This window comes from Rhodoferax lacus, from assembly GCF_003415675.1.
GTDB classification, from domain to species: domain Bacteria; phylum Pseudomonadota; class Gammaproteobacteria; order Burkholderiales; family Burkholderiaceae_C; genus Allorhodoferax; species Allorhodoferax lacus.
Genome location: NZ_QFZK01000001.1, coordinates 240,098 through 255,608 on the forward strand (window position 1 = coordinate 240,098; position 15,511 = coordinate 255,608).

Genomic DNA, 15,511 nt, shown 5'->3' on the forward strand with positions numbered 1-15,511 from the left:
CAGCCTGTGCCGCGCAGCATGTCCCCTGACGGGGCTATGTTTCGCGCGGCCGGTCTGGCAACCACGGTGCCTCGGCCGGGCGGCCCACGCCGTTGACCATGAGGACTGGCTCGGCCCGGTAGTCCAGGCCCAGCTTGTCTTCAAACAGTTCGTCCCGCAGCGCAGCCGTGGTGAAGGGGGCCAGGCCCAGCCAGGTGGATACCAGTGCGAAGCTTTGCCCCAGGTGCCCGGTGTCGAGCAACGTGGCGCGAAAGCCGCGGCTGAAGGCGTATTTCCAGGCCAGGCGTTTGACGTTGTAGGTAGAGAGAAAGACCGCTGCGGCATCGGCAATCCAGGTCTGGTCGCCGCAGGCGGCGGCTATCCAGGGGCGGGGATCTTCTTGTGACAACAGCACCAGGCCGTGGCGCCTTACCGAGTAGTGGTACAGGCCCGGCGCATAGCCCTCCACGTTCATCAGGATGGGGTACACCTCGGCCCCTTGCAGCGAGCCACCGGCCGGTGCTGTCTTGTGCAGGAACACATCACCCAGGTGGTTGCGTTGCACGCAGGTGGCGCCCCACACGTAGTACAGCAGCGCCGAGAGTTCGTTGGCACGCAGCGGCTCCGTGGTGAAGGCCCGCAGGGAGCGCCTGCGCAGCAGCACGTCCAGAAAGCCCGATGCGGCCTCGGGCGTGGGGGTGTCTTGCAGCGGGTTGGGCAGCGCAAAAAAGGGGTGCGCGTTGTAGTCCTTGTAGGCAGAGGGCTGCGGGCGGTCATGGGCCTTCTCGGTCAGCGCCTCGTCCATCTCGGTCAGCGAGTTGAAGACGGTTTGCTTGCGTGTGCGGGTGGCCAGATAGAAGTCCAAAGCCGAGTCCCACTGGCTCCAGACTTCGTTGGTACTGGCGTCCGGGTTGCTGGCCTGGTCTGGCTGCGTGGATTGCACGGGGGCGAGCACACCCAGGTCAATAAGCTCGCGCGCTGTGGCGGCGGCTTGCAGCATGGCCTGGGGTTCTTCCAGTCCGGGGGCGAGCAGGGCGCTGGCCAGCGTTTGGGGCGTGGCAAAGTGGCCCAGCAGGGGCAGGCTGTGCGGGGCCGCTTCCAGCAGCAGGCCCGCCGTGCCGCCAGTGACCTTGACGCAGCCATCCCGCAAGGTCACAGCCACGCCGGGCGCCAGGCAGAACAGGGGCTCTTGCAGTTGGGGCGCGGCACCGATGTGCACGCTGCGCACGGGCTTGTGCTGCAGGTGGTCTTTGAGTTCGCGCACCATCTTTTCCAATGCTTTGCTGTGCAGCTTGCGCGCGCCCCAGCCCAGGGTGATGGCGCGCACCGGTGCATCGCACAGCACCTGCCAATACAGCGCGCGGTCGGCCACCGGGTTGTGCACATGGATTTCCACCGTGCGCTCCAGGGGCAGGCTGTCTATGTAGCTGCGCAGGTCCACCCCTTTGGCGCGTGCCGTCGCGCGTGCGTTGTCTATGTCGAGGATGAAGCCCGCGTCGGCCCCGTTCACCACATCGCGCATGAAGTCGGCCTCGGGCGCGTCGCCGGGCAGTTCCACCACCAGGGTTCGGGGCGCGTTTTCCAGCAGCACGGGCAGGCCGCTGCGCTGGTGCAGGGTGCGCGCGTTGGCGATGATGGTGTCGCGCACTTCGTCCCCCAAAAACGGCAGCACGAAGTGGCGGGTGTCGCCGCCCGAAAATCGGTTCCACGAAATATGTTCGCCAAACCACGGGGTCTGGGTCTGCCGCAGGAGGCGGCAGGTCAGCGCCAGAAACTCCGGGTCCATGGGGATGCCGATGCTGCCCAAGGACAAGTCGGAGGAGTGCAGCAGCGGCCGCGCATGGCCCAATGCGCCCAACAGACCCGGATCAAAAATCAGATGCGGCGGCTGGATTTCCACATAGTCAAACAGCGCGGGCACGGCCAGCTGGTCGGTGCGCGGGTTGTGGGTGTCGGCGTGGTATTCCAGCCCCACGCCTAGCGGGGCGATGGCACTCGGGTCAAACATGTCAGGCCATGTCTGCGCTGTGGCGCGCGGCTATGGCAAAGATCTCGGCCTTGAGTTGTTCAAACAGGGTGCGCCCTTGCGCGGTCAGCCCGGTGTCGGCTTCAAAGTCTGGCACGGCCGCCACCAGCCCGCGCACGATGTGGTGCAGCCGGTCTGTGGCACGCCGCGCTTCGTCTTCCTTGCGCGATGCCGCCACCCGCTCCAGGTAGCGCGCCAGAATCACATAGATAAACAGGGCATGAAAGTAGCCGTAGATGTCACGCACCTGGGTGGACCACGGCAGTTTGTAGTTGCCTTGGGCGTCTTCCTTGCAGACCGGTGCGATTTCAACCATGGCGTACAGCAGCTGGTGCCCGGCTTCATGCACGATGGATTCTTCCAGGTCCAGGATGGAGCCGTCGCGGGCGGACAGCAGTATCAGCCCGGTGTAGCGTGAGGCCGAGCAACTGCGAAAGTTGCCATCCGGCAAATACGCAATGCTGCCCACCAGCTCTGCCACCAGACTGCGGGCCACGGGCCAGCAGGCCTCTATGCGTTGCAGCGCCACAGCCACTACGTTCCTGAAAAATCCCAAGGGGTGTCCGGCCTGCCGTGCGGCCTCCAGGGCTGCGGGTTCGGTCGGCATGTCATAGCTGGGTGGCAGCACGCGCACCAGCAAAGGGTCCAGGTCAAGCCGGTAAAAGGTGGGCCTAGGGCCGCGCGCCAGGTCGGCGCGCACGCGGTCCACCATGCGGGGGAACTCCAGCAACAGGTCCGTCAATGCTTGTGTGTCTGCGGTGCGGCCTATGAAGAGCAGGTTCATTTCACGCAGCGTCAGCGCCACCCAGGCCCGGAACACGGGATGGTTCACGATCAGACCGCGCGTGTCGTCCTCCAGGCAGGCTACATCGCTTGCGTGGTACAGAAAATTGCTGTGCCTGCAGGGCTCGGAGTGTAGTGAGAGCAGCTCGGCCTGCAACGCCAAAAAGGTGGTGAAGCGCAGCGTGGCAGTGCGCTCCAATATGTTCTGCATGTGCAGGCGGGAATTCCATGGCAGTGCCTCTGCCTGTTCCTGTTCCGGGCTGTGTACAGAGATGGTTGGCGTGGAAGTTGTCACGGAATTCACTCCTGCGTGGCGTTGCGAAATCAGTCCATGCGGGCTTGTTGTTGCTGCTGGTCCAGCAGGGCCTGGGGGCCGAGCTTGTTTCTGATCAGGCTTCCAGTTTGCTGGAGCTGCGTCATGTCGACGTGCTTGAGCGCCGTAACCTGGGCGGTGCTCAAATGGATTCCAATGGACTTGGCCGCAGCCGCCGGATCCGCCTTGAGCTGATCCGAAAAATGGGCGTCCACCATGGCGTGGCCCAGCACGCGCGCAATTGCATCACGGTTCATAACGAGTACTCCAAAAAGTTGATGAGCAAAGGGTCTACATGGCCGGTGCACGGTGCCTGCGTATCACGCAAGCAACCACGCTGATCAGCCATGTGATCGCATTCTTTCAGTCGGGCTTTGGAGGGGATTGCGAATTCGCAATCGATGAAATGGCGGCCCAAGCAGCGTGGGCAAGTGCAGTGTTCGCAGTGGCTGTCGCCGGGCTTACTTCAGCGTATGTAGCGGTATGTCTTTGGCCAGCGCCAGCGCATCGAGCTGCTTGCGCGTCTTGCCTGCCACAAAGGCGGCCACGGCTACTTGCGTCTCGGGCCGCAGCATGGCTTGCAGCGAGGCATCGGCCAGACCCATGGCGGCGCCCAGGGCGGCCGCAAAATGCGGCTCCAGCGCGGCCAGGGCCACGCGGCCGTCTTTGCAGGGGTAGATGCGGTAGCCGGCGTGGCCGCCGCCCACCATGGACGTGGGCGCCATCAGGCCCCAGCTGCGGGGCAGGCCCAGCCAGGCAGCCGCGTCCGAGAGCGAGACCTCCAGGCGCACGGCGCGTCCTTTTTGCAGCTGCTGCAGGCGCGCTTGCAGCACGGCTTCGCTGACCAGGAGCGAGCCACCCATGTCGGCATACAGCGTGGCCGGCAGGTCCAGGCCGGTGAGCAAATCGTTTTCGGCCTGGTAGGTCAGGTCATGGCCGGGCTCTTCGGCCAACGCGCCGCTGCCGCCAAAAACCGCCACCACATTGAGTTGCGGGTAGGCCTTGTGCAGCGCCTTCCAATCCAGGCCCAGCTTGGTCAGGGCCGAGGGGCGAAACGAGGTGATCAGCACATCGCTGCGTTGCAGTTCGCGGTGCAGCGCGGCGCGGCCCCGGTCGGTCTTCAGGTCGGCCACCAGCATCTTCACACCCTGGTGCATGGCGTCGTAGGCGGTGCGCATATAGACGGACATGGGGTCGCCGGTGGTGCCCTGGGGGGCAGCGGGGTGGGGCGGCGGCTCCAGCTTGACGCACCGGGCACCCATGGCGCGGCAGCGCATCAGGCCCGCGGGGCCGGGGAGATTAAGCGCCAGGCTTAGGATGCGAACGCCCTTGAGGGGTTGCAGGGGTTTTGCTGGAGTGGCTGGCATCGGGTTCCTGGTGGGCTGTGTGGGGAGTGGTGAAGATGATAGAGGCAATAATGTGGTCCACCGCGCGCCACAGCGCTGCGCCCTGGCGCGCCAACCCGAAGAGGTTTCCTTGATCACACCACCTGTCGCACTCGAACTGTTCCCTGAGTTGCCGCCCGGCGCACCGGCACCGCGTGCGCGCAATCGGCGCGTGGAGCGGCCCCAGGCCGCACCGCAGCCCACGCAACCTGCACTGCCAGTGGTCGAAGAGGCAGCACTTGTCAGCGCAACCGTCGCCACACCAGCCGCGCAAGTGCCACCCCTTGCTGTCGATGCAGAAGCCATGGCGCAGGCGCTGGAAGTACATGGCGACTACCGGGTGCAGCGCCGCCTCAAGCCCACGCTGCAGTGGCCTGGCACTGCAAGTGGCGCCATCACCCGCGTCATCGTGCTCGATACCGAAACCACCGGCCTGGACCAGAGCAAAGAACTGATCATCGAGCTGGCCCTGCTGCGTGTGGACATCGACAACGCCACCGGCCTGCCCGTGGGTGAGGTGCAGGTGTATGACGGCCTGGAAGACCCGGGCAAACCCATCCCGCGCGAGGTGGTGGCGCTCACCGGCATTCAGGATGCCGACGTCAAAGGCCAGACCCTGGACGCCGCGCGCGTGGCCGAGTTGCTGGACGGCGTGGACCTGGTGATTGCCCACAACGCCGGCTTTGACCGCCCCTTTGTGGAAGGCCGCTTCAAGCAGTTTGCCCAGCTCACCTGGGCCTGCTCCTTTGCCGATATTGACTGGAAGGCCCAGGGGCGCGGCTCGGCCAAGCTGGAGAGCCTGGCGCATGCCAATGGCTGGTTCTATGACGCCCACCGCGCCGAGATGGACTGCCACGCCCTCTTGGCCGTGCTGGCGCAAAAGCTGCCCGAAGCCGCCCACACCGGCCTGGCCCAGCTGCTGCTGGCCGCAAGCCAACCCAGCTACGCGCTGCAGGCCACCAATGCGCCGTTTGAAGCCAAGGACAAGCTCAAGGCCCGTGGCTACCGCTGGCATGCCGAGCAGCGCGTCTGGCACACCCGCCTGAAGAGCGATACCGAGCTCAACGCCGAATGCGAGTGGCTCAAGGAAAACGTCTACGGCCAGCGCCGCGCCATGGTGCAGATTGAGAAGCAGGACGCCCGCGTGCGCTTTTCCAGCCGGGCCGGTGTGGTGACACAACAGCAGCTATGAGCAGCACAAAAGTTCTTCAGCTGCTGGGCGTGCAGGTGGGCCAGGCGCGCAAGGCCCTGATTGGTGGGCGCGCTGTGCTCACCGCCATCCGCAAGACGGCTGTGCAGGGCGCGGTCACCGTCAAGCCTTTGGGCCTGGAAGGCGACGAGCAGGCCGACCTCAGTGTGCATGGCGGTCTGGAAAAAGCCATCTATGCCTACCCCAGCGAGCACTACGCCTTCTGGCGCGCGCAGCGGGCCCAGGCCGGGCTGGATGGCATTGATGACCAGCTGGCCTTCGGCGCCATGGGCGAAAACCTCACCCTCTCGGGGCTGCTGGAGAGCGATGTCTGGGTGGGCGACGTGCTGGAGTTTGCCCACTGCACCCTGCGGGTGGACCAGCCGCGCGAACCCTGCTTCAAGTTCAACGCCGCCATGGGCTACAAGACGGCGGTCAAGGACATGGCGCAAAGCGGCTTCTGCGGCTTTTACCTGAGCGTGGACACGCCTGGACAGCTGCAGGCAGGCGAGCCCTTTGTGCTGCACCCTGGTCCACGCAGAATCGGCATCCCCGAGCGTTTTAACGCCAAGATGTTCAAGCATTTGCGCTAAAGGCCGGTCTGCCTCCGTTATGCTGTGCCATAACAACAATCCATTCAGGGGTTTGGGGACATGGCATCTATGAAAACCGCGGAACAGGAAATTGAAGAGCGCAGCAAGCTCGCCGGTAGCAACCAGTTCGAGCTGCTCCTGTTCCGCTTGGGCGAGTCCCGCAACAACGGCCAGCGCGAGCTGTTTGGCATCAACGTCTTCAAGGTGCGCGAGGTGCTGGTGCTGCCGCACATCACCGAGCTGGCGCAGGCCCATGAGCACATGCTGGGTGTGGCCAACATCCGCGGCCAGATCATTCCGGTCATCGACCTGCCCGCCGTGGTGGGCTGCAACCCCAAGAAGGGCCGCACCATCCTGATGGTGACCGAGTACGCCCGTACCGTGCAGGCCTTTGCGGTGGAAGAGGTCAACGAAATCGTGCGCCTGGAGTGGAACCAGGTGCTGCCCGCCGATGCCAGCCAGGGCGGCGCCCTGATCACCGGCATCGCCCGCCTGGACGGCGAGCGTGCCGACACCCGTCTGGCCCAGGTGCTGGATGTGGAGCAAATCCTCAAGAACGTCATGCCCAGCACCGCGCAGGAAATCAACCGCGAAGCCGTGGGCCCGGAAGTGGTGCTGCCCGAAGGCACCTGCCTGCTGGTGGCTGACGATTCGGCTGTTGCCCGCTCGGTCATCGAGCTCGGCCTCAAGGCCATGGGCGTGCCCTACATCATGACCAAGTCCGGCAAGGAAGCCTGGGACAAGCTGGGCGAATTTGCCGCTGACGCCAAGGCCCAGGGCAAACACGTCAAGGAAAAGATCTGCCTGGTGCTCACCGACGTGGAAATGCCCGAGATGGACGGCTTCACGCTCACCCGCAACATCAAGGCCAGCCGCCAGTTTGACGGCATCCCGGTGGTCATCCACAGCTCGCTCACGGGTGCGACCAACGAGAACCTGGTCAAAAGCGTGGGCGCCGATGCCTACGTGGCCAAGTTCCAGCCGCGCGAGTTTGCGGCGGCGATTCGCGGGGTGATGGAGAAGGTGCGGGGCTGACAACAGGGCGCATAACCCTTGGCACCCCGCCAAGCTGCAATTCCCTACCAGCCCGAGCTGCCCGGCCCACCCTTGAACGGCCCGGCCAAGTCCGGCGTGATCCAGCCGCCATAAAAGCTGCCCGCTTGGGGCACGACCTCGGCACCGCCCACGGTGCAATGCAGATCGTGGGCATAGAAAGCAATGCATTCAGCCAGAGGCTCGGCTCCGGCCAGGGGCTGCGGGTAGCTCCAGGCTACTTGCGCCAGGCCTTGGTCACCCTGCACCAGGTCCCAGTAGCGGGCCGGGCCCTTCCATTCGCAGACGGAGCCGCCGCCCACAGGGCGCAACAGGACTTGCTGCACATCGCACAGCGGCAGGTAAAAGGTGGGCGGGTGGGCCGTCTCCCGCACGGCCCAGGCGCCGCGCGTGCGTGCCACCTCAAGTACACCCCAACGGACCACGATCTCCCGCTCTTCACGCACCAGCTCCGGGGGCCGGGGAAAGTCCCACACCGAGACCTGGCCGGGCGCGGTGGGCTCGGCGAAAGCCGGCCGGTCATTGCCGCGCCAACGCCACTGCGAGCGCGCCATTTCCAATTGATCCCATTCGTCTTGTGTCATGTGGGCGATGGTAATCATGCCGCCCCATGCCCCTCACAGCGGAGCGGGCTTTAGGTCATGGCCGTCCAAAGACTCCTGAAGTTTCAGAAAATACTGAAAATTCAGAAAGACCGAAACAATGAACCTGCCACCCTTGAGCCAACGCTTCGTGCTGCACTTCGGAGAAATGGGCAGCCGCTGGGGCATCAACCGCACCGTAGGCCAGATTTACGCCCTGTTGTATGTCTCGCCCAAGCCCCTGAATGCGGATGAAGTGGGGGATGCGCTGGGCTTCTCCCGCTCCAACGTGAGCATGGGCCTCAAGGAGCTGCAATCCTGGAGCCTGGTCCGGCTGATCCACCAGCCCAATGACCGGCGCGAGTACTTTCAGGCGCCGGAAGACGTGTGGGCGATTTTCCGGACACTGGCAGCGGAGCGGCGCAAGCGCGAGATTGACCCCACGCTGTCCATGCTGCGCGACGCCCTGATGGAGCAGCCCAGTGTGGAGGCCGACATCCACGCGCAGCAGCGCATGAAGCAGATGCATGGCTTCATCGAGCTGATGACCGACTGGCTGGATGACGTGCAACACATGGACTCGGCCACGCTCACCAGCCTGATGCAAATGGGCTCCAAGGTGCAAAAGCTGCTGCTGATCAAAGACCGGGTGAAACAGGTATTCACCGGCAAGCCAAACGCCGCAGCGGCGGAACCGGCCGCCTTGCCATCCGACGGAGAAGACCATGGAAAACTTTGACCCGGTGGTTCTGGCGCGCATCCAGTTTGCCGCCAACATGAGCTTCCACATTCTGTTTCCCACCATCAGCATCGGCATGGGCTGGGTGTTGCTGTTCTTCAAAACCCGTTTCATCGCCACCAAGCAGCCGCATTGGATGGACGCCTACCAGTTCTGGGTCAAGGTGTTTGCACTGACCTTTGCCCTGGGCGTGGTGAGCGGCATCACCATGAGTTTCCAGTTCGGCACCAACTGGCCGGGCTTCATGAACACGGTGGGCAATGTGGCTGGGCCTCTGCTGGCGTACGAGGTGCTCACAGCCTTCTTTCTGGAGGCCACCATGCTGGGCATCATGCTGTTTGGCCGGGGGCGCGTGAGCGAACGGGTGCACACCACGGCCACGTTCCTGGTGGCCTTTGGCACGACCATGTCGGCCTTCTGGATACTGGCGCTGAACTCCTGGATGCACACGCCAGCGGGCTTCGTGATGATTGACGGCAAAGCGCACGTGACCAGCTGGATGGCGGTGATCTTCAACCCGTCGTTTCCCTACCGGTTCACCCACATGCTGATCGCCTCGGGCCTGACCGTGGCCTTCCTGCTGGCCGGCTTGTCGGCTTACCGCTGGCTCCTGGGTGACCGCAGCCGCTCGGTACAAGCGGCCTTGCGCACCGGTGTGTATGTGGCGGCTTTCCTCATCCCGGTACAGATCGTGGTGGGGGATCAGCATGGCCTGAACACGCTGGAACACCAGCCCGCCAAGATTGCCGCCATGGAGGGCATTTGGGAAACCCAGCAGGGCGCACCGGCGGTGCTGTTTGCCCTGCCGGACAAGGCCACGCAGACCAACCGGTATGAAATTGCCATCCCCAAGCTGGCCTCGCTGTACCTCACCCACGACTGGAATGGCGAGATCAAGGGCATCAAGGAATTCGGCGCGCAGCACCCGCCGGTAGCTCCCGTGTTCTGGGCCTTTCGCATCATGGTGGGTGTGGGCCTGCTGATGCTGGCTGTGAGCTGGCTGGGCAGCTGGCAGTTGCGCAAAAACGCACTGCAACCCTGGCTGGCCCGGGTGCTGGTGGGCATGACCTTTGCCGGCTGGGTGGCCTTGCTGGCCGGCTGGTACACCACGGAAATCGGCCGCCAGCCCTGGCTGGTGCAAGGTGTGCTGACCGCGGCCCAGGCCGCGTCCCAGGTGCCTGCCAGCAACATCGCCTTCACCCTGGCGCTGTACCTCAGCACCTACGCCATGCTGCTGTTTGCCTATGTGCGCGTGGTGTTTCACCTGGCGCGCAAGGCGGCGCAGGCCGCCATGGGGCAGGGCGTGGATGGGATGAAAGATGCACCGTCGGTTGCCATCACCCAAGCGGGAGTCGCCCATGCTTGAGTCGTCCAGCCTGTTGGTCTTGCCAGACCTCACCCAGCCGACGGGCTGGCTGCCCCTGGCCTTTGCCCTGGTGATGGCCCTGGCGATGCTGGCCTATGTGATCCTCGATGGTTACGACCTGGGCGTGGGTGTGCTGCTGCGCCGGGCCGAGGGCGATGCGCAAAAGGACACCATGATCGCCAGCATCGGCCCGTTTTGGGATGCCAATGAAACCTGGCTGGTGCTGGGGGTGGGCGTGTTGCTGGTGGCCTTTCCGATGGCCCACGGCGTGATCCTGGGCGCCCTGTACCTGCCGGTGGCCCTGATGCTGTTGGGGCTCACGCTGCGCGGGGTGGCCTTCGACTTTCGCGTCAAGGCGCGTGCCGAGCACAAGCCGCTGTGGGACCGCGCGTTTTATGCGGGCTCCCTGTTGGCGGCCTGGTCACAGGGCTTCATGCTGGGCGCTTTGGTCACCGGCTTCGCCGATGACTGGGCCAGCCAGGTCTTCCACGCCGTGCTTGGTCTGTGCCTGGTGGCAGCGTATTGCCTGCTGGGAGCGGGCTGGCTCATCATGAAGACCGAGGGCGCACTGCAAGAGAAGGCCGTTGCTTGGGCCCAGGGCAGCTTATGGCTGACCGCCGCAGGCATTGCTGCGATTTCCGTGGCGACGCCGTGGGTGAGCCCGCGCATTTTTGAGCGCTGGTTCAGTTTTCCCAACGTGGTGCTCTTGCTGCCGATACCCGCTGTGACGCTGGCGTTGTTTGTGGTGATGGCACGCAGCCTCAAGCGCCTGCCCACGCGCCTGGCCGAAAACAACCAGTACGGCGCCGCCGTGCCCTTTGCCTGCACCGTAGGCATATTTCTGCTGGCGTTTTATGGCCTGGCTTACAGCCTGTTTCCCTGGCTGGTGGTGGACAGGCTGACGGTCTGGGGCGCCGCGAGTTCGCCCGAGGCCTTGCAGGTGATTTTTTACGGTGTGGTGGTGGTCCTGCCGGTCATCATCGGCTACACGGTATTCGCCTACCGCGTGTTCTGGGGCAAGAGCACGGCCCTGCAGTACTGAGTCGCCGGGTGCGAAGAATGGGGCTTGGCTACCCCGCCAGCCCCTGCGTCAACGACAGCGTACGCGCCGCCTGGCTGAGCAGCTCACGCGCCTGGCGCAGGTCCGGTCCCTTGTGCGTATCGATGCGCCGAATGTAGGGGCAGGTGAGGGCCGCAAGGGCAGTGTGGTCTGGCCCAAGGATGGGGAAAGAGATGTCCACCACGCCGAAGGACTGCTGGCTGTCGCGCTCCAGGTAGCCCAGCGTGCGGATGCCCTCCAGCGTGGCCTGCAGCTTCTTCTCGGTAATGGGCACTTCGCCGTCCACCGCCGTGTGCTCGGCGCGCATGCGCAGGGCATTGGCAGCGTCGCTGAAAGCCAGCAGCACATGGCCCGAGGCCGTGTCCATCAGGCCTACGCGTGCGCCGCGGTGCAATGAAAAACTCCAGCCGCGCGGGCTGTTGATCTGCGAGGTGATCAGCACATTGCCGCGGTCATACACACCCAAGTGACAGGACTGTTCGGCTTGCCGTGCAAAGGCATCCATCACCGGCAGGGCCTGGTTGATCAGGCGGTTGAGCGGCGGGTGCATATTGGCCAGCGCAAACAGTTTCAGGCTGAGCGCATAGCGGTCGCCCGCCACCGAGCGGGTCACGTACTGGCGCGCCACCAGGCGCTCCAGCATGCGGTAGATCTCGCTGGCGCTGCGGTCCATTTCCTTGACGATCTCGGCGCGTGTGAGGCCCTGCGGCTGTTGGGCCAGCAACTCCAGAATGTCCAGGCCCTTGTCCAGAGCAGGCGCGCGGTAGCGGTCGTCAGCGCCTGTGCTGGAGGCGTCTTCAGCCGCTTGGGTCTTGGTCTTTTTGGCGGGACCGTGGGGTTTGCTGGTGGCTTGCATTCATTGATACCAATGGAGGTTGCTTAGGGTAAACGCTTAGCGTTTGGCGTTGTTGCGGTGGCTATCATCAGGCTTCATATATGAATCATATGTTCATAAATGAATTATTTAAACGGAGTTTGGAACATGCGTCAAGGTCGATTGGAAGGCAAAACAATACTGATTACGGCTGCAGCCCAAGGCATGGGCCGCGCCTGTGCCCTGGCCTGTGCCGCAGAGGGCGCGAAGGTGATTGCCACTGATATTGACGCAGCCCACCTGGCCTCGCTGGCCCAGGAATCCAGCGCCATCCAGACCGAACTGCTGGACGTGCGCGACGCAGCCGCTGTGCAGGCTCTGGCCGCACGCACACCGGCGCTGGATGTGCTGTTCAACTGTGCCGGCATCGTGGCCAATGGCACCGTGCTGGACTGCACCGAGGCCGATTGGGACCGCAGCTTCGAGATCAACGTCAAAAGCATGTTCCAGATGACCCGGGCCTTTTTGCCCGCCATGCTGGCGCACGCCAAGGCGGATGGCGGCAGCGTCTCCATCATCAACATGGCTTCCATGGCGTCGAGCATCAAGGGCTTTGCCAACCGTGCGGCTTATGGTGCCACCAAGGCCGCGGTGATTGGCCTGACCAAGTCCATCGCGGCAGACTTCATACGCCAAGGCGTGCGCTGCAACGCGCTGTGCCCTGGCACGGTGGACACGCCGTCATTGCGTGGCCGTATTGCCAGTGCCGCTGACCCGGTGCAGGCCGAAAAAGACTTTATTGCCCGCCAGCCCATAGGCCGCCTGGCCACGGTGGATGACATCACGCCGCTGGTGATTTATCTGGCCAGTGACGAGTCGCAGTTTGTGACCGGGCAGGCCCTGCTGGTGGACGGCGGCGTCACTATCTGAAGCCCAGCCCATGACCGCACTTATCGCCGTCAAGAATCTCAGCAAGTCCTTCCCCGGTGTGAAGGCCTTGCAGGACGTGCAGTTTGATCTGCAAGCCGGAGAGGTGCACGCCCTCATGGGCGAGAACGGCGCAGGCAAGTCCACGCTGATGAAGATCCTGGCCGGTGTCTACACGCGTGACAGTGGCGAGGTGCTGCTGGACGGCGCGCCGGTGGAGATCACCAGCCCGGCCCACGCGCAGTCGTTGGCCATTGGCATCATCCACCAGGAGCTGTATCTGATGCAGCACCTGACTGCCGCACAAAACATCTTCCTGGGCCGCGAGCCCAAGGGCCGGATGGGCCTGTTCCTGGATGAAGACCAGCTCAACCGCGACACGCAGGCGCTGTTTGACCGCATGCACCTGCCTCTGCCGCCGCAGACCCGCATTGGCGATCTGACGGTGGCAGCACAGCAGATGGTGGAGATTGCCAAGGCCCTGTCGTTCAAGAGCCGCGTGCTCATCATGGACGAGCCTACGGCTGCGCTCAACAACGCCGAGATCGAAGAGCTGTTTCGCATCATCCGCCAACTTAAAAGTGAGGGCGTGGGCATCGTCTACATCTCGCACAAGATGGACGAGATCCAGCGCATTGCCGACCGCATCACCGTGATGCGCGACGGCCGCTACATCGATACCGTGCCGGCGCAGACGCCCATGGCCGAGATCATCGCCATGATGGTGGGCCGCAAGCTCGAGGCCAGCCAGAAGACCATCCCAGACACCAGCGCCAACGAGGTGCTGCTGGAGGTGCGCGGCCTGAACCGTGGCCGCGCCATCCGCGATGTGAGTTTCACCGTGCGGCGTGGCGAGATATTGGGATTTGCCGGGCTAATGGGAGCCGGGCGCACCGAGGTGGCCCGCGCTGTGTTCGGTGCCGACGCCATCGATTCCGGCGAGGTGCGCGTGCACGGCAAGCTGCTGGCCCTCAAGGCACCGCGCGATGCGGTGCAGGCCGGCATTGGCTATCTGTCTGAAGACCGCAAGCACTTTGGCCTGGCAACCGGCATGGACGTAGAGTCCAACATCACCCTGCCCAGCCTGAGCCGCTGGCTCAAGTGGGGCATGTTCCTGAACCGTCCGGCCATCCACACAGTAGGCCAGGAGATGGTGGACAAGCTGCGCATCAAGACCCCGTCGCTCACGCAAGTGGCGCGCCTGCTGTCGGGCGGCAACCAGCAAAAAGTGGTGATTGCCAAGTGGCTGGTGCAGGACTGCGATGTGCTGATTTTTGATGAGCCCACGCGCGGCATTGACGTGGGCGCCAAGAGCGAAATCTACAAGCTGGTGAACGACCTGGCCGCACAGGGCAAGGCCATCATCGTGATCTCCAGCGAACTGCCCGAAGTGCTGCACCTGAGCCACCGCATTCTGGTGATGTGCGAGGGCCGGGTCACGGGCGAGGTGTCCGGTCTGGAGGCCACGCAGGAAGGCCTGATGGCACTGGCCACGCGCCGCGAATCGCAAGAAGCCGTGCTGCACTGACACAGCGACTACAAGAAAATACAAGGAAACACCCATGTCCGACGATAGCCAAAAAAGCCTCTGGGCCCGCCTCTCGGGCGGCCAGGCCAAGCAAAAGCTGCTGGCCTTTGCCAGCCTCTTGGCGCTGATACTGATCTTCACCGCCCTCAAGCCCGATGCCTTCATGACGCAGGACAACATCATCGGCATCCTGCAAAGCACTACGGTGATTGGCGTGCTGGCCATTGCCAGCACCTTCATCATCATCACCTCAGGCATTGACCTGTCAGTAGGTGTGCTGATGACCTTTTGCGCGGTGATGAGCGGCGTGTTCCTGGTCAACTGGGGTTTGCCGTTGCCGCTGGGCGTGCTGGGCGCTATTGTGGTTGGCGCGCTCACCGGCACCGTGTCAGGCTTGGCGATCACCCGGCTCAAGGTGCCCCCCTTTATTGCCACCCTGGGCATGATGATGCTGCTCAAAGGTGTGTCGCTGCTGATTACCGGCGCACGCCCGATTTACTTCAACGACATCGAAGGCTTTGACCAGATTGCACTGGGCTCGCTGATTGGCGATATTTTTCCTGCGCTGCCCATTCCCAACGGCGTGCTGATCCTGTTTGTGGTGGCCGCCGTGTGCGCCGTCATCCTTAACCGAACGGCCCTGGGCCGCTACACCTTTGCTCTGGGCAGCAACGAAGAAGCGGTGCGCCTGTCGGGTGTGGATGTGAACCGCTGGAAGGTCATTATTTATGCCTTCAGCGGCGGCATCTGCGGCGTGGCCGGCCTGTTGATTGCCTCGCGCCTCAACTCTGCACAACCGGCTCTGGGCCAGGGCTATGAGCTCGATGCCATTGCCGCCGTGGTGATTGGTGGCACGTCGCTCAGTGGTGGTGTGGGCACCATTCTGGGCACCATCATCGGCGCCTTCATCATGAGCGTGCTGATCAACGGCCTGCGCATCATGTCGGTGGCGCAGGAGTGGCAAATGGTTCTCACCGGTCTCATCATCATCCTGGCGGTTTACACCGACAACCTGCGCCGCGCCAAGAAGTAGGGCGCAGGGCAAGCCTATATTTATCCACCCCATTTTTTTTCAGGAGAGCCACGCACACGCCTTTTAACGCAGCCCGTATTTCTGTACTTTGCAGCATGAGTTTCATTTCCATTTTTTCGTTCGTTGATTTTTATAAACAGGA

At 63.6% G+C, this 15,511-nt stretch carries 15 protein-coding genes; 9 read left to right on the forward strand and 6 right to left on the reverse strand.

The window, feature by feature from the left end:
- Positions 1 to 34: 34 nt before the first annotated feature.
- From DIC66_RS01115 to DIC66_RS01130, 4 genes are all read right to left on the reverse strand, one after another.
- Positions 35 to 1,987: a multinuclear nonheme iron-dependent oxidase gene (locus DIC66_RS01115; protein ID WP_117173202.1), complete on the reverse strand. Its 1,953-nt coding sequence runs from the start codon at positions 1,985 to 1,987 to the stop codon at positions 35 to 37.
- A 1-nt stretch (position 1,988) separates the two neighbouring features.
- Positions 1,989 to 2,999 (reverse strand): aKG-HExxH-type peptide beta-hydroxylase, encoded by a 1,011-nt coding sequence (locus tag DIC66_RS01120; protein ID WP_117173204.1) that lies wholly within the window; start codon positions 2,997 to 2,999, stop codon positions 1,989 to 1,991.
- A gap of 113 nt (positions 3,000 to 3,112) precedes the next feature.
- The gene (locus tag DIC66_RS01125; RefSeq protein ID WP_117173206.1) at positions 3,113 to 3,358 is read right to left on the reverse strand and encodes an Os1348 family NHLP clan protein; all 246 of its coding nucleotides are present in this window, start codon (positions 3,356 to 3,358) and stop codon (positions 3,113 to 3,115) included.
- A gap of 204 nt (positions 3,359 to 3,562) precedes the next feature.
- Positions 3,563 to 4,468, reverse strand: coding sequence for a CoA transferase (locus tag DIC66_RS01130; RefSeq protein ID WP_117173208.1), 906 nt, complete (start codon positions 4,466 to 4,468; stop codon positions 3,563 to 3,565).
- Positions 4,469 to 4,577: 109 nt separating this feature from the next.
- Here DIC66_RS01130 and DIC66_RS01135 point away from each other — a divergent pair, with 109 nt between their 5' ends.
- The 3 genes from DIC66_RS01135 to DIC66_RS01145 all read left to right on the forward strand — a co-directional run bounded on the left by DIC66_RS01135 (position 4,578) and on the right by DIC66_RS01145 (position 7,303).
- The gene (locus DIC66_RS01135) at positions 4,578 to 5,678 is read left to right on the forward strand and encodes a 3'-5' exonuclease (RefSeq protein ID WP_233505738.1); all 1,101 of its coding nucleotides are present in this window, start codon (positions 4,578 to 4,580) and stop codon (positions 5,676 to 5,678) included.
- Positions 5,675 to 6,268 carry an MOSC domain-containing protein gene (locus DIC66_RS01140; protein WP_117173212.1) on the forward strand — a complete coding sequence of 198 codons (594 nt, stop codon included), beginning with the start codon at positions 5,675 to 5,677 and terminating at the stop codon, positions 6,266 to 6,268. Before DIC66_RS01135 ends, DIC66_RS01140 begins: the two co-directional genes overlap by 4 nt.
- Before the next feature lie 69 nt (positions 6,269 to 6,337).
- Positions 6,338 to 7,303 carry a chemotaxis protein gene (locus tag DIC66_RS01145; RefSeq protein ID WP_117173214.1) on the forward strand — a complete coding sequence of 322 codons (966 nt, stop codon included), beginning with the start codon at positions 6,338 to 6,340 and terminating at the stop codon, positions 7,301 to 7,303.
- A 44-nt stretch (positions 7,304 to 7,347) separates the two neighbouring features.
- Here DIC66_RS01145 and DIC66_RS01150 read toward each other — a convergent pair whose 3' ends face one another.
- Complete coding sequence (locus DIC66_RS01150) at positions 7,348 to 7,923, reverse strand: DUF427 domain-containing protein (RefSeq protein WP_199534635.1); 576 nt, start codon at positions 7,921 to 7,923, stop codon at positions 7,348 to 7,350.
- Between the two features lie 100 nt (positions 7,924 to 8,023).
- On the opposite strand from DIC66_RS01150, the gene DIC66_RS01155 reads away from it, so the two are divergent.
- Genes DIC66_RS01155 through DIC66_RS01165 form a run of 3 tightly spaced genes read left to right on the forward strand, consistent with a single transcriptional unit; the run spans position 8,024 to position 11,049 of the window.
- The gene (locus DIC66_RS01155) at positions 8,024 to 8,641 is read left to right on the forward strand and encodes a GbsR/MarR family transcriptional regulator (RefSeq protein WP_158558817.1); all 618 of its coding nucleotides are present in this window, start codon (positions 8,024 to 8,026) and stop codon (positions 8,639 to 8,641) included.
- Positions 8,628 to 10,007: a cytochrome ubiquinol oxidase subunit I gene (locus DIC66_RS01160; RefSeq protein WP_117173215.1), complete on the forward strand. Its 1,380-nt coding sequence runs from the start codon at positions 8,628 to 8,630 to the stop codon at positions 10,005 to 10,007. Before DIC66_RS01155 ends, DIC66_RS01160 begins: the two co-directional genes overlap by 14 nt.
- Positions 10,000 to 11,049 carry a cytochrome d ubiquinol oxidase subunit II gene (locus tag DIC66_RS01165; protein WP_117173216.1) on the forward strand — a complete coding sequence of 350 codons (1,050 nt, stop codon included), beginning with the start codon at positions 10,000 to 10,002 and terminating at the stop codon, positions 11,047 to 11,049. Before DIC66_RS01160 ends, DIC66_RS01165 begins: the two co-directional genes overlap by 8 nt.
- 28 nt (positions 11,050 to 11,077) lie before the next feature.
- Here DIC66_RS01165 and DIC66_RS01170 read toward each other — a convergent pair whose 3' ends face one another.
- Positions 11,078 to 11,923 (reverse strand): IclR family transcriptional regulator, encoded by an 846-nt coding sequence (locus DIC66_RS01170; RefSeq protein ID WP_117173217.1) that lies wholly within the window; start codon positions 11,921 to 11,923, stop codon positions 11,078 to 11,080.
- Positions 11,924 to 12,049: 126 nt separating this feature from the next.
- On the opposite strand from DIC66_RS01170, the gene DIC66_RS01175 reads away from it, so the two are divergent.
- From DIC66_RS01175 to DIC66_RS01185, 3 genes are read left to right on the forward strand one after another with little or no spacing between them, the layout of a single operon-like run.
- Positions 12,050 to 12,811, forward strand: a complete 762-nt coding sequence (locus DIC66_RS01175) for an SDR family oxidoreductase (protein WP_117173220.1) — start codon at positions 12,050 to 12,052, stop codon at positions 12,809 to 12,811.
- 10 nt (positions 12,812 to 12,821) lie between these two features.
- On the forward strand, positions 12,822 to 14,336 hold the full coding sequence (locus DIC66_RS01180) for a sugar ABC transporter ATP-binding protein (RefSeq protein WP_117173222.1): 1,515 nt from the start codon (positions 12,822 to 12,824) through the stop codon (positions 14,334 to 14,336).
- Positions 14,337 to 14,370: 34 nt separating this feature from the next.
- On the forward strand, positions 14,371 to 15,369 hold the full coding sequence (locus tag DIC66_RS01185) for an ABC transporter permease (RefSeq protein ID WP_117173224.1): 999 nt from the start codon (positions 14,371 to 14,373) through the stop codon (positions 15,367 to 15,369).
- Positions 15,370 to 15,511: the final 142 nt, after the last annotated feature.

Coding starts and splice junctions, on each gene's coding strand:
- DIC66_RS01125 (WP_117173206.1), bottom strand. CDS start 3,358: ATGAACCGTGATGCAATTGCGCGCGTGCTGGGCCACGCCATGGTGGAC.
- DIC66_RS01150 (WP_199534635.1), bottom strand. CDS start 7,923: ATGATTACCATCGCCCACATGACACAAGACGAATGGGATCAATTGGAA.
- DIC66_RS01175 (WP_117173220.1), top strand. CDS start 12,050: ATGCGTCAAGGTCGATTGGAAGGCAAAACAATACTGATTACGGCTGCA.
- DIC66_RS01130 (WP_117173208.1), bottom strand. CDS start 4,468: ATGCCAGCCACTCCAGCAAAACCCCTGCAACCCCTCAAGGGCGTTCGC.
- DIC66_RS01155 (WP_158558817.1), top strand. CDS start 8,024: ATGAACCTGCCACCCTTGAGCCAACGCTTCGTGCTGCACTTCGGAGAA.
- DIC66_RS01180 (WP_117173222.1), top strand. CDS start 12,822: ATGACCGCACTTATCGCCGTCAAGAATCTCAGCAAGTCCTTCCCCGGT.
- DIC66_RS01140 (WP_117173212.1), top strand. CDS start 5,675: ATGAGCAGCACAAAAGTTCTTCAGCTGCTGGGCGTGCAGGTGGGCCAG.
- DIC66_RS01170 (WP_117173217.1), bottom strand. CDS start 11,923: ATGCAAGCCACCAGCAAACCCCACGGTCCCGCCAAAAAGACCAAGACC.
- DIC66_RS01185 (WP_117173224.1), top strand. CDS start 14,371: ATGTCCGACGATAGCCAAAAAAGCCTCTGGGCCCGCCTCTCGGGCGGC.
- DIC66_RS01120 (WP_117173204.1), bottom strand. CDS start 2,999: ATGCAGAACATATTGGAGCGCACTGCCACGCTGCGCTTCACCACCTTT.
- DIC66_RS01115 (WP_117173202.1), bottom strand. CDS start 1,987: ATGTTTGACCCGAGTGCCATCGCCCCGCTAGGCGTGGGGCTGGAATAC.
- DIC66_RS01160 (WP_117173215.1), top strand. CDS start 8,628: ATGGAAAACTTTGACCCGGTGGTTCTGGCGCGCATCCAGTTTGCCGCC.
- DIC66_RS01165 (WP_117173216.1), top strand. CDS start 10,000: ATGCTTGAGTCGTCCAGCCTGTTGGTCTTGCCAGACCTCACCCAGCCG.
- DIC66_RS01145 (WP_117173214.1), top strand. CDS start 6,338: ATGAAAACCGCGGAACAGGAAATTGAAGAGCGCAGCAAGCTCGCCGGT.